Origin of the sequence: Enterococcus sp. AZ170 (assembly GCF_050545135.1) — a bacterium.
In the GTDB taxonomy this organism is placed as follows: Bacteria; Bacillota; Bacilli; order Lactobacillales; family Enterococcaceae; genus Enterococcus_L; species Enterococcus_L ureilyticus.
This window is the reverse complement of record NZ_CP172947.1, coordinates 3079354-3092521: the sequence shown is the minus strand read 5'-3', so window position 1 is coordinate 3092521 and position 13168 is coordinate 3079354. Positions and strand designations below refer to the sequence as shown.

The 13168-nt window shown below is 35.4% G+C and carries 10 protein-coding genes; all 10 read left to right on the top strand.

Features of this window, described 5'->3' with window-relative positions:
• The first annotated feature begins 21 nt into the window (after positions 1–21).
• The 10 genes from IGJ55_RS14810 (at position 22) to IGJ55_RS14765 (ending at position 12888) form a co-directional block, all read left to right on the top strand.
• Positions 22–894 (top strand): ROK family protein, encoded by an 873-nt coding sequence (locus tag IGJ55_RS14810; protein ID WP_430606734.1) that lies wholly within the window; start codon positions 22–24, stop codon positions 892–894.
• 514 nt (positions 895–1408) lie between these two features.
• Positions 1409–3349, top strand: coding sequence for a BglG family transcription antiterminator (locus IGJ55_RS14805; protein WP_430606733.1), 1941 nt, complete (start codon positions 1409–1411; stop codon positions 3347–3349).
• Complete coding sequence (locus IGJ55_RS14800) at positions 3333–3812, top strand: fructose PTS transporter subunit IIA (RefSeq protein ID WP_430606732.1); 480 nt, start codon at positions 3333–3335, stop codon at positions 3810–3812. Before IGJ55_RS14805 ends, IGJ55_RS14800 begins: the two co-directional genes overlap by 17 nt.
• A gap of 21 nt (positions 3813–3833) precedes the next feature.
• A complete protein-coding gene (locus IGJ55_RS14795; protein ID WP_069641448.1) occupies positions 3834–4163 on the top strand; it encodes a PTS fructose transporter subunit IIB in 330 nt (109 codons plus the stop codon).
• A 26-nt stretch (positions 4164–4189) separates the two neighbouring features.
• Positions 4190–5254 (top strand): PTS fructose transporter subunit IIC, encoded by a 1065-nt coding sequence (locus IGJ55_RS14790; RefSeq protein ID WP_207120960.1) that lies wholly within the window; start codon positions 4190–4192, stop codon positions 5252–5254.
• 38 nt (positions 5255–5292) lie between these two features.
• The gene (locus IGJ55_RS14785) at positions 5293–6561 is read left to right on the top strand and encodes a class II D-tagatose-bisphosphate aldolase non-catalytic subunit (protein WP_429948560.1); all 1269 of its coding nucleotides are present in this window, start codon (positions 5293–5295) and stop codon (positions 6559–6561) included.
• A gap of 225 nt (positions 6562–6786) precedes the next feature.
• Positions 6787–7497 (top strand): HAD family hydrolase, encoded by a 711-nt coding sequence (locus tag IGJ55_RS14780; RefSeq protein ID WP_069641451.1) that lies wholly within the window; start codon positions 6787–6789, stop codon positions 7495–7497.
• Between the two features lie 247 nt (positions 7498–7744).
• The gene (locus IGJ55_RS14775; RefSeq protein WP_430606731.1) at positions 7745–9298 is read left to right on the top strand and encodes a hypothetical protein; all 1554 of its coding nucleotides are present in this window, start codon (positions 7745–7747) and stop codon (positions 9296–9298) included.
• A 240-nt stretch (positions 9299–9538) separates the two neighbouring features.
• A complete protein-coding gene (locus IGJ55_RS14770; protein ID WP_100630411.1) occupies positions 9539–11581 on the top strand; it encodes an McrB family protein in 2043 nt (680 codons plus the stop codon).
• 2 nt (positions 11582–11583) lie between these two features.
• The gene (locus IGJ55_RS14765) at positions 11584–12888 is read left to right on the top strand and encodes an McrC family protein (RefSeq protein ID WP_430606730.1); all 1305 of its coding nucleotides are present in this window, start codon (positions 11584–11586) and stop codon (positions 12886–12888) included.
• Positions 12889–13168: the final 280 nt, after the last annotated feature.

The window sequence follows — 13168 nt, the reverse complement described above, 5'->3', positions numbered from 1 at the left end:
TCTTTAAAAGGAGTGAACAATATGTTATACGGTGCGATCGAAGCTGGAGGCACGAAATTTGTTTGTGCAGTAGGAAATGAAAACTTAGAAATAATTGAGCGTGTATCGTTTCCTACAGAAACACCTGAAAAAACCATGCGCTCTGTGATTGATTTTTTCAAAAAATTTGAAACACTTTCAACTATTGGAGTCGGATCATTTGGCCCAATCGATGTTAAACGGGAGTCCGAAACCTATGGCTATATCACCTCTACACCTAAACTTGCCTGGGAAAATTTTGATTTTGTTGGACATTTAAAAGAACAGTTGAATAATATTTCTGTTGCTTGGACAACGGATGTAAATGCTGCTTGCTATGGCGAATATATTTCGGGATGCGGTAAAGGATTATCAAGCGTAGTCTATTATACTATCGGAACTGGCGTTGGTGGCGGTGCTTTAGTAGACGGTCAATTTGTTGAAGGATTTAGTCATCCGGAAATGGGACACGCCATGGTTCGACGTCATCCTGATGATACATTTATCGGTAATTGTCCGTATCATACAGACTGCTTGGAAGGATTAGCTGCAGGTCCCGCTATCGAAAAACGAACTGGAACCAAAGGACAAGATCTACCGCCAGAAGACCCATCATGGGATATTGAGGCATACTATATTGCGCAATGCGCTTACAATACCACTTTGCTCTTTTCGCCTCAGGTCATTATCTTTGGTGGCGGTGTGATGAAGCAAGAACAATTAAGAAAAAAAGTCCAAGAACAATTCGCCAAGTTGATCAATGATTATGTGAAATACCCTGATTTGTCGACCTATATTGTTACTCCTCAATTAGAGGACAACGCAGGTGTAATCGGGTGTCTCGCTTTAGCGAAGGATTTGTATTTGCAAGCGTAGCTAAGGATAGTGAATAATAACCGATGTTGTAAAAAAGAAACCACTATAAATTCTCTTTCAAAGACCAGACATTCTAATCGGTGACTGGTCTTTTTTACGTAAGATTGATTGGAGAGTGCAAGATGAACTGTAAAGGAAGCTTATTTAAAGCGAGCTACTTATACAAGGCATTTTGCCTTTTTTTATTTACTATTTAGTGCTGAACATAACTGAAACATGTACTTTTTCTAAATCTAATTTATGATGTGATTACGGATAGTCGGAGGTGATTGCACATATGGGAAAAATAAATACAAATTAGGCAGGCAACATAATCATACCAACAAATCGATCGCTTATATTTTCTATAGAGCAGCATCGTTTAGAACGAAACAGTACAAGAAATTGCAACAAGTTCTTGAAAGGATTTGTGATGTAAAAAAGGAAGCGGTACCGATATAATCGAAAGTGTAAAGAATGATAGCGCTTGCAGTTGAGTTTCAGAAATGACATAGCACAAGAATGGAGGGGGAATATGAAATTGACGCAAAGACAGTCACTTTTAGCCTCAATACTTATAAAACAGAATGGCTTTCAAACAGTTAAGCACTATGCAAAAAAGTTAAACATTTCTGAAAGAACAGTTCATTCTGATTTAAAGAGTGTAGAGAAATACCTTTTACAAGAAGGTTATCAGGTGGAGAGAAAACCTGGTATAGGGATTCGGGTAAAAAGAAGCATTGGAAGTCCACCGAAAACGAATGAACTACCAGAACAAAATATATACTCTACGAATGGTAGACGGGAAAAAATTATTCAATTACTTTTATTTGAAAATCGAACAGTGACCTTTGAATTATTATCGGAGATGTTTTTGATCAGCAGGACATCTATCAATAATGACCTTAAGTTTATAAAAAAAATATTAACGTTAGGAAACACAGTAAAAATTATTAGCGATTCTCAAGGAACTAGGATATCAGGGCAAGAAAAGGAGTTACAAAAGGCATATCTAGCGTTTAATCAGTACCTAACTGAGGAAAAAAACAACATATTTGAACCAGATGACGAAAAAAAAGAAGCATTGCTTAGTCAGTATTACGGGGAAGATATCGTTCGGGTGTGTACAAGAGTTCTTTACGGATATATCAAAAAAGATGTAACCGTAATAGCAGAACATTATGTATCAAACGTATTGAATATGATGATTATTTTGGTCTACCGGGTCAGGAATAACCATCATGTTGAAGGACTGGGTGAGGTAGAGAATAAAAAGGAGCGTGTCTTTTTTGAAAAAAGTGCGCAAGAGATGCTGAATACAATATCCTTGCGCTTAAACCTTCAATTTACTCGCAATGATATTGAATACTTATCAACGTATCTAATTTCAAATCGTTTTGAACCTTTGCCGACGAAAAAAAAATATCATAAGGTTGTTTCCAATATTATTGAAAAAGTGAGCAATTCGCTCAAAATGGATTTCACAGAAGATCAAAAATTAAAGGACCAATTAATGCTACACATCCCGCCGATGATTTATCGATTACGAGAAGGGGTTCAAACCACTAATCCTTTTATTGATCAAATAAAGAATGAGTTTACTATCGTATTTAACTTAATCTGGGTTATTTTAAGTGAATATGAAGAGGCGCTTGAAGTGATTTTTAATGAAGATGAAATAGGATTTTTAACGATTTATTTTCAATCAGCAATGGAGCGGGCGAAATTAAGTAAAAAAATTTTGATCGTCTGCCCAACTGGTATTGCAACCTCAGAGCTACTCTTGAATCGAATCAAAAATGTTCTGCCGTCTTTTGATATGTTAGAAGTAGCGTCAATTAAAGAGGTTGCTGCAATCGATTTAGAGCAAATCGATTTCGTCATCTCTACAGTCCAGCTAAATCTAGTGAATAAAAAGGTAATTGTTGTTTCACCGCTGTTAAGTGATCAAGATATAAAAAATATTTCTGCCGCTTATAATGAACAATTTATGTTCTCAAAGGAATTTGCTGACGAGACGCAGAATAAATTAAGTAATCTTAGTCCGTATGTATCAGAAGAATTTATCTTTTGGAATGAGAATTTCAAGTCAAAAAGTGAATTACTCAATGAGATTGGGAACCGACTTCAAAAGGCCAAGGTCGTAACAGACAAATTCATTGAGAGTATGATGAGGCGGGAACGACTGGGGGGAACAGACCTAGTGACTGGAGCAGCTATTCCTCATGGAAATCCCAAATATGTTAAGAGAACAGTTGTTGCTATTGTAAAAAATAACAAGTACATCAAATGGAATGAATCTTCTGTAAAAACCGTGATGATTGTGTGTATCGCTGAAAAGGACACCCAAAAAATTAAAGGAATATTATCTGATATCTACCAAATAGTAGAAAGTAAAGAAAGACTGAATCAGTTTACAGAATCCCCAACAAAAGAAGCGTTAAGACGAAAGATAGGATGTGAGACTCTTGAATGATCGTGCAAGTGATGTAATTAAGAAAGACATGATTTTATTACAGACAAAGTTTCAAATGAAGGATGAAGTATTACACGCATTAGTTCAAAAAGCTGGTGAAGTGGGATTGATTTCAGATGAAACTCTTTTTCTGAATGCAGTATTGAATCGTGAGGCAGAAGTACCTACTGCAATTGGGTATCAAATTGCTATTCCTCATGGGAAAAGTGAGGTAGTGAAAACACCTTTTATTGGTTTCTTACAAACAGAAGAGGAATTTATTTGGACAAAAGGGCATGAGGAGCAGGTAAAACTTGTCTTTTTAATCGGTATACCAGCTGAAAATGAGAATAATATTCATTTGAAATTTATCTCACAACTTAGTAAAAAGCTATTAGATGAAGAGTTCAGAAATCAATTAATCGAAGAAAAAAATCAAGAGAAGGTCTTTAAGCTACTACGTTCGATCAATGTAGTAAGCTGAAAATGAATAGGAGGAAGCAAAATGAAAATCGTAGCAGTAACGGCATGTCCAACAGGAGTAGCCCACACATATATGGCCCAAGAAGCAATTGAAAAAGAGTGTAAAAAAAGAGGATACGATGTACAAGTGGAGACACAAGGTAGTATGGGGATTGAAAATGAATTAGAACAAGAAACAGTAGACAAGGCAGATGTTGTGATTTTAGCAGTTGCAATAGGAATTGAGGGCGAAGAGCGCTTCGATGAAAAAACAGATGAAGGAAAGGTACTGCAAATCGATCCGTCAGATGCAATCAAGCATCCTGTTGAGGTGTTAGACAACGCTGAAAAAATAGTTGAAACAACTGAATAAATCAAAAATAGAGGAGAGGACTCAAAATGAAAAAGGAGAACAAGTTTTTTAAAGATTTGCAAAAAGCCTTTAATACGGGAGTATCGTTCATGTTGCCTGCAGTTGTCGTTGGAGGGATTTTTTTAGCAGTCGCTTTGGCTACAGGAAAAGCGACAGACTCAGGAATGGAGATCACTAATCCCTTCATGCAAAATCTAAATGATTTGGGTGCTGCGGGTTTCGCTATGATGATTCCACTACTTTCGGGCTATATTGCCAATTCGCTGGCTGGCAAACCAGCCTTAGCACCTGCAATGATTTTAGGATTTGTTGCTAATAATCCTATCGGAGAAGGTCAAGTAAAGACCGGTTTCTTGGGTGCTATGATCATGGGGGTAGCAGTTGGTTATTTTGTCCGCTGGTGTAAAACATGGAAAGTTCCGACAACAATTCGAACAATTATGCCGATTTTAATTGTGCCAGTTTTAACGACATTTGTCTTAGGAATGATTTATATCTACATCATTGCAGTACCAATTGGTGCAGGAATGGATTGGTTAGTCAAAGTCTTAGGAGAAATGCAAGGGGGCAGTGCCATTGTTCTAGGGTTGATCATCGGTGCCATGACAGCAATAGATATGGGCGGCCCAATCAACAAAACAGCGACAGCTTTTACTTTAGCCTTAATGTCAGAAGGGATTTATGGACCAAATGGCGCACATAGAATTGCGGTAGCGATTCCTCCGCTAGCAATGGCGATTTCTACCTTTATTGACCGTAAAAAATATACTGCAGAAGATAAAGACCTTGGGATTTCTGCGTTTTTTATGGGACTGATTGGGATTACAGAAGGGGCGATTCCTTTTGCCGTAAAGGATATAAAACGAGTATTACCAGCGATTATTATTGGTAGCGCCGTTGGTGGTGCATTGGGGATGGCAAATGGTGTCGAGGCGCTGGTGCCTCATGGCGGATTGATTATTTTACCAGTTGTTAACGGAAAACTTTGGTACGTTTTATCAATGCTGATCGGTACCTTGATATCTGTGGTAATTCTACATTTTACAAAACCGAATTTAGATGAAGAAGACAAGATAAAAACAGAAAAATAGTTCGAACTAGAAAAAACGAATAGGAGATAGTGAGCATAATGGAAAAATTACCAATCAAAAAAGTAGTAGAAGGTTTACTAGAGTTACAAAAAACAGGTGAAAGTGCAACGCTGTTAGGAATTGGACCGATGTCAAAAAATTGTGTTCAGGCAACGCTAGAACTATCCAAAGAAGATGACTATCCAGTGATGTTTATCGCGAGTCGAAATCAAGTAGATGCAGATGAACTTGGCGGGGGCTATGTAAATGGCTGGAATCAGTTTACCTTTGCAAAAGCAGTGAAAGAAGTAGCAGAAGAAATTGATTATGACAACTTATATTATATGTGCCGAGATCATGGTGGTCCTTGGCAGCGTGATCAGGAAAGAAATGACCATTTACCTACAGAAAAGGCGATGGAGCTAGGAAGAAAATCTTATGTTGCTGATATTGAAGCAGGATTTGATCTATTGATGATTGACCCTACCAAAGACCCTTTTGAAGTTGGCAAAGTGATTCCTTTAGAAACCGTCTTAAATCGAACGGTTGAATTAATTGAATTTTGTGAAAATGAACGAAAAGCACGAAACTTACCAGCAATTGGTTATGAAGTTGGAACAGAGGAGACCAATGGAGGGTTAACCTCTACAGAAACATACGAAACCTTCATTCTACAATTAAAAGAAGAACTAGAAAAACGTGGATTACCAATGCCAACCTTTATAGTTGGACAAACTGGAACACTAACACGTAAAACAGAGCAGGTTGGTACATTCAATTTCAAAAATGCTTATGATTTAGCACAAATGGCAAAAGGGTATGGCGTTGGTTTGAAGGAGCACAATGGGGACTATTTAGATGATGTAACCTTGCTAGAGCATATTCCTTCAGAAATTACAGCAACGAATGTTGCACCACAATATGGAACAGAAGAAACCCGTGCTTATTTGAATCTTGCTGCAGTAGAAGCGAAATTAGTAGAGAATGGTCTTATAACAAAACCGTCGAAAACAAGAGAGGTTTTACTTGTACATGCCATTAAAAGTGAACGCTGGAGAAAATGGATGGTTGGCGCACAAAAAGAATTGACAGTCGATGAAATCATGCAAGATGCGGCATTATCGGAGGAAATTCTTGATATCGCTGGACATTATACCTTCAATGATGAGGAAGTAAAAAATGAAATAGCGACACTTTACGCAAATCTTGAAAAACATAATATTCATGGACAACGGTATGTTATCGACCATATTAAGCGCCCAATCAGAGACTATGCAGAATGCTACAATCTAAAAGGTGTAACAAGTCGGATCAAGCAATTAGGGTAAAAAAACAATCAGTAAAGAGAGGGGAAAGTAAAACGGTTCTTGTTTTACTTTCCCCTCTCTTTCGCAATTTTAGAGATCTTCTCATAGTCTGCCTAATGCTGAAAGTTCGTTGTATACTATAGATAAACAAAATTTACATGTTGGTTTGAAGCTGTATTCAATCCAGTTAAAGTCAAACCATTTTTCGTATGAGAGATGGAACGTAAAAACGTTAGGAGGAAAACTTTGTATAATTTTATTTTCGATGTTGATGATACATTATACGATCAGCTAGAGCCTTTCAAGAGGGCATATTATGAAAACTTTTCGACAAATAACGAAATTTCTATAGAAGGATTATATCGCTATAGTCGTAAATTTAGTGATGAAGTTTTTGAACAGTCGCAACAAGGAACTATTTCTATGGATGAAATGCATATCTACCGTCTCACTAAGGCTTTTAATGTGTTTGATATTACAATCAAACCACAGCAAGCTTTAGCTTTTCAAAAGGACTATGCAAGATTTCAAAAGGAAATCACTTTACTTCCAGATATGGAGAAAACATTGCAGTACTGTAAAACAAATAACGTAACCACGGGTATTATTACAAATGGACCTTCCAAGCATCAACGAAACAAGATAAAAAATTTAAACATCACTCATTGGATAAAACCAGAGCATCTATTTATTTCGGGTGAATTGAAGATGGCAAAGCCGGACAAACAAATTTTTCATTATGTAGAAAATCAGATGAAGTTGGAACGACAACAGACATTTTACATTGGCGATTCTTATAAAAATGATATGCTTGGAGCAAAAAGTGCCGGCTGGAAAACGATTTGGTACAATCAACGTGATCACTTTATAACAGATGAAGCTAGTGAGCCTGATTTCATAGTGAAAAAAACTGGCCAAATCTATGATTTAATAGAAAACTTGTGTAATCGTTTTTAACAAATGGAATCAAGTGACAAGCCAGTAAAGCTGAAGCAAAAGAAGGGCTTGTAGGTAGTTTGCGCTTGCAGAGATAAGGTCAAAGAGGGTTTATCTGTTTTAAGTAGCATTAGCTCTTGTTATCACATTCGTTATTTCTATTTGAATGCCATACAAAGGAGCCACAGAAAAGCCCCCTTGTAATCTCATTAAACTATTTGCTAGAATAAAAGAGTTCTATCTAGTTGATTATTATTGGGGGATTGAAATGAAGAAAAAGCGTTGGGGTTTAGGTATGATGTTACTTTTAAGTCTTTTTGTTAGTGGTTGCGCGAACAAGGAAGAGGCAGAGCGAGCTGCTAATAAAGAAAAATTGATAAAAAAAGCGGAAAAAGCCATAGCAGAGCGTCCAATTATTTACATGTCCAATAATTTTATGGGCTTGATGGATACTACGGGAACCATTTTAATGGATGGAGAAAAAGAGCGAGTAAAAGAAATTGAGGCCTTTTCTAATAGTACATTGTTGCAATATACTACAACTATGCACGAAGTGTTTTATTTCAATACAGATAGTTATCAAATTTTTCCTGAAAATCCAGAACTTAGAATCCCAAATTGGACGTTTAAAAATAGTAAATATGGTCGTTATGAAGATCCCAATTTGAAAAAGTATGGACTTATTTTGAATGATGGCACAGTAGTGAAAGAAGCCAAAGATATGCCAGATGGTATAAGAGATTTTAGTTTTAGCAATGCAAGCTTTGCTCATGTTCGCTTTAAAGATGGTACATCTGGGCTAATGAATAACGAGGGGAATCTGTTATTGAAAGAAACTGAAGACCTGAGTTATCTAGAAAAAGAGGGAGAAGAGGGTGAGCTAGCTGTTATTCGGATGGAGGGAAGTTACGGAATCGTCCACGAAAAGAAGGGGTTGATTTTTTCTCCAGAAGAAGCTAAGAAGCTTGAAATAACAGAGATCTTTCCATATGCACAACGTGCAACGGCTATTTATAAAACAAAAGAAGAGAAGTATGGCTTGATTAATCAAGAAGGTAAAGTAGTCTATGAGGATGAAGAACCCGTGTTGTTTAAATACATCTCCCCCTTTTCTGAAAAAGGTCTTGCTTTAGCTAAGTCATATGGTGATGACCTTGTCATCAATGAGGCTGGAGAAGTGGTGACAGTAGTTGCAGATCAACTAAAAGAAGAGGCTAGGATCGTTGATGGCTTTTTAAAAGAGAATACTATTTTAGTTAGATTAGGGAATGTTAGAGAAGAACAATATGCTCTGATGAATGAAAAATTCGAAGTAGTCAAAAAATTTTCAAGTGACTATAAAGCCTCACCAATTTATCTAGGTAATGGCCTGTTTTCGATTCGAGAAGTTGGGGCAGATAGTTTCCCTACCGTTATAAATAGTTCTGGAAAAGAAATTTTTTCCAAAACTGAGAGCCAAACCAAAGAAATTCATCATTTTGGTAAATTTACAGATTCCGGATTATCTATTTTTAGTACAAAGAATTACGATCAAGGGTTAGTGAATCAAAAAGGGAAGATCCTTATAGAAGCAAGCAAAGGCTCAGAAATCGAGATAGAGCAAATGCAAAATAGCTATCAAGTATCAAAGAGTTTGCCAGGGAAAAAGCCTATAAAGTATTACTATGATAAGGATGGACAGTTATTTTATCAATCAAAAGAAGACGAACAGATATTTTTATCCAAAGGGCTGATTATGATTGTAAAGCCCAATGGCAAGACTGTTGTACATGACGAAAATGGCTACTTAATCAAAACAATCGAGGCCAAAATAGATAAATGATGTGCTAGTCAATGTATGAATTTCCTGACGATTCTACAGAAAAAGAAGAGAGTAAATATATAGTAGATTTCTGAAAAACCAACCATTGTAGTTAGTGGTTGGTCTATTTTTGGTAAGAAGATACATTCTTATGATGTTTATTGAATAGCTTAGAGTTTTTTATTTATTTCATACATTACAAATTATTCTAGAAACCTATCCTGTGATAAAATAAGGGATATATAACCTAATATGGAGAGGATGAAGCAGACTGTGTCAATTCCAGAGTCAATTAACAAACAAAATATCATTGAAGCTATTCAATTTATTGATAATTATGGGTATCCAAATGAAAAGACAGCGAAAGATTATGTATTAGAGTATAACGGAAAACAGTATCCAGTAAAATTTGTAATCTCTATTGGAAAGCAGTTGTCGGAGGGGATTTCGATTGAGCCGAATACTACAGTTGATACCTCTTGGTTTAAAGGGGGAGTACGAACGAATTCTTTTCTTGAAAAGCTGGGGTTCAAGATAAAAAAACTTTCGCTTTCGAAAGAGGAACTGGCCAATCGAAAAGCGGCATTTTTGAAGTGGGGAAGTAAAAAAAGTGGAGGGAAATGGACTTCAGTTTATCCTAAAGCTAATTGGCTATCTGGCTATTGTGATGAAGGGTCTAAGTATGAAAAAATAAAATTCATTCCTATTAAAAATATTGCATTAAATATCCAAGGCTTAACTGAAAATGAAAGAAATGCGGTATGGGAGCTACCAGAAAATCTATTTTCGTTTAATAACCTTAAAGAGTTTCAAGAGGCCAAAGAAATATTAAATAAAATATTTTCAGATCATTCTAGTGAAGTAAATAGGGAAATTACTTCTTTCAACTTGTTGGATAGAGAAACAGATAAAAGATGGAGAAGCTGGGAATATTCTAACTTTAAGAGGACATCTTGGGCTAAGAATTACGAGCAGTATTTAAAGGAGTGTGAAAATGGTTTGGAAAATAATATAGGAGAATCATACAATATTTCAGGTTGGAATCGTATTTTATACGGTCCGCCAGGTACAGGTAAAACGTATAGTATTAATGAAGTAAAAGAAAATCTGATTAACGGTCAACATAGTACCTCAAGAACACTTCTAAATTATGCGACATTATCTTGGAAAGAAGCTATTTATTTAGCGTTCAAGCGAAATAATAATAATCCAATGACGATTAAACAAATTGAACAAAGTGAAGTTGTAAAACAATATGCAAAAACGAAAAGCAGCAAAACACCCTATGGAACATTAAGTACAACAATAATTGAGAATGCAACTGAAAAATCAACAGGGACTATTTATCGAAAGGGCACGGATTTATTTGAACGCGTAGATGGTTTATCTGAAAAAAAATGGATACTTACTGAAGATGGTAAAATTGAAGCAGATGAAGTTGAGGATGTTGTGAATACAGAACGACTAGCTGAAGCTGACTTTTACTTTTCACTTGTGACATTTCATCAGTCTTATGGTTATGAAGATTTTATTGAAGGTATTTATGCAGAGACAGAGGACGGTCAGATCCACTACAGTGTTAAAGATGGTGTATTTAAAGAATTTTGTAATCGTGCGAAAGAATATCCAAACAAAAATTTTTTATTTGTCATTGACGAAATTAATCGTGGAAATATCAGCAAAATTTTTGGGGAGCTGATTACTTTAATTGAACCATGTAAACGTTTAGGAAAAGAGGAAGGACTATCGATCACCCTTCCTTATTCGGGTGATATCTTTGGCGTCCCTCAAAATGTATTTATACTAGGTACTATGAATACAGCAGATCGATCCATTGCATTGATGGACACAGCACTTCGTAGACGCTTTGAATTTATAGAACGGATGCCCGATGCAGATATTATAAGGGATGAAGTTGGAGAAATTGACGGTATTGAAATTGCAGATATACTCCAAGTAATGAATGATCGAATTGAATTTTTTTATGATCGTGAACATACTTTAGGTCATGCCTTTTTCTTGAATATTTCAACTATTAAAGAATTACAGTCAGTTTATGAAAATAAGATAATTCCACTATTGCAAGAATACTTCTATGAAGATTATGAAAAAATCCAAGCGGTATTAAATGATATAAACGGCATTTATATCAAGCGAGAATCCAAGCAGTCAATCAATCTTTTTGATTCAAAATTTGCTAACTTAATTAGTGACTACGATACAGATCGATTTGTTTTGAAGACCAATGTTAGCGATGAAGAATTTGTTCAATTTATTCAATCAGTAGTTGTTGGTGGTGAATAAATATGTCAGCTATTGATGCTAGAACAATCACAGTTTCAGAATTTGGTAGAATATATGCTGGTCAAACATATGATGGTGTGATGATACAACCAAAAGATATTCAAGAGTTAAGAGAGTATATTGACGAGCAGAATACAAAAGTTAGTGGTGAAAAAGCACATTATTATGATTTTTTGAAGCCCATCAGAAATGGTGTTCAAGTAAATAATTATGTAGGTGTCTTGCAAACTGACTCAGGTTTAACAATTGAAATTCTTCCCAAAATCTATGGAAAGTCTGCTTCATTAGAAGATAAAAAGGTTATTAGAAATTTATTTTTTCAAATGTTAAAAACTGCCAGGAATATTAATGGAAAGTACTATGAAATGACAAATCTTGATATGCGAAGGAATACAATTTTTGAAGTATTCATTTCAATGTTTTTAACCCAATCTAGCCGTATTTTTAAGCAAGGAATTAAGGCAAACTATGTTTCAATTCAAAGTAATGAACGTTTTCTTAAAGGTAAACTATTAACAGGAAGTCATATTAGGAAAAATAGTTTTAATAATTCTAAATTTTACAATGAATTTGATGAATACCAAGCAAATATTCCAGAAAATCAATTGTTAAAAACGACTCTTATATTTCTTCTAAAAAGAAGTAAAGATCATCAGAATCTTAGATTGATCAAAGAGCAATTGCTCTATTTTGATAATGTTGATGAAATCCGTGACCCAAATCAAACGTTTCATAAGGTTCAACTGGGAAGAGACTATGTTTACTATAGGCAAGCAATTGAGTGGTGCAAAATTTTCTTGAGAGGGCAATCATTTACTTCGTTCAAAGGATCATCATTAGCATTTGCACTGCTTTTCCCGATGGATAAAATTTTCGAGGCGTATATTTCAAGTATCGCTATAAAGAGTTTACCTGAATATGAGATTTCTGCACAAGACAAAACTTATTGGTTATTCGATGGTACAGAAGAAACAAGTCGTGGATACCAACTTCGACCTGACTTGGTGTTGAGAGATGTTACTAGCAAGCAAACGATTATTGTAGATACTAAGTGGAAACTTCTTGACCATACTGGGCCAACACAAGCCGATTTATATCAAATGTATGTTTATTTCACTAGGTATAAGCACAATAAGGAAGATGTAGATAAAGTTATTCTCCTTTATCCCTATTCAGAAAACTATAATGAACAAGAATTCAGAAGCATAAAAAAAGCAAACGCAGAATTAGGTGCAAAAGTCCAAGTGAGGTTTGTTGATTTATTGTCAGTAAATATTGAAGAAGAAGTTTGTAAAATCTTGAAATAACGGGCAATCCGTCTTGATTATAGGGGGCTTCATCAATTTTATTTTCACCAGTATATATGCGAAGATCAATCATTCAAATCGGTGATTGGTCTCTTTTTTATGGATTGATTTTCAGTAGACTATACGACTACCTAACCAATGGAAAATCTAGCTGGAAGATGACTACAAAACAGAATTTAAACTGGGAGTATTTCGAAAGGAATCTAAAAGTTTGAAGATCTAGTTATTCACTATACTTTAATTAATCAATTAGTTATTAGTTCAGAAGCTTCTAAATGAA

What these genes read in the sequence shown, in the direction of transcription:
- IGJ55_RS14765 (WP_430606730.1), top strand. Translation starts at nt 11,584, where the DNA reads ATGTCAGCTATTGATGCTAGAACAATCACAGTTTCAGAATTTGGTAGA.
- IGJ55_RS14790 (WP_207120960.1), top strand. Translation starts at nt 4,190, where the DNA reads ATGAAAAAGGAGAACAAGTTTTTTAAAGATTTGCAAAAAGCCTTTAAT.
- IGJ55_RS14775 (WP_430606731.1), top strand. Translation starts at nt 7,745, where the DNA reads ATGAAGAAAAAGCGTTGGGGTTTAGGTATGATGTTACTTTTAAGTCTT.
- IGJ55_RS14785 (WP_429948560.1), top strand. Translation starts at nt 5,293, where the DNA reads ATGGAAAAATTACCAATCAAAAAAGTAGTAGAAGGTTTACTAGAGTTA.
- IGJ55_RS14810 (WP_430606734.1), top strand. Translation starts at nt 22, where the DNA reads ATGTTATACGGTGCGATCGAAGCTGGAGGCACGAAATTTGTTTGTGCA.
- IGJ55_RS14795 (WP_069641448.1), top strand. Translation starts at nt 3,834, where the DNA reads ATGAAAATCGTAGCAGTAACGGCATGTCCAACAGGAGTAGCCCACACA.
- IGJ55_RS14805 (WP_430606733.1), top strand. Translation starts at nt 1,409, where the DNA reads ATGAAATTGACGCAAAGACAGTCACTTTTAGCCTCAATACTTATAAAA.
- IGJ55_RS14770 (WP_100630411.1), top strand. Translation starts at nt 9,539, where the DNA reads ATGAAGCAGACTGTGTCAATTCCAGAGTCAATTAACAAACAAAATATC.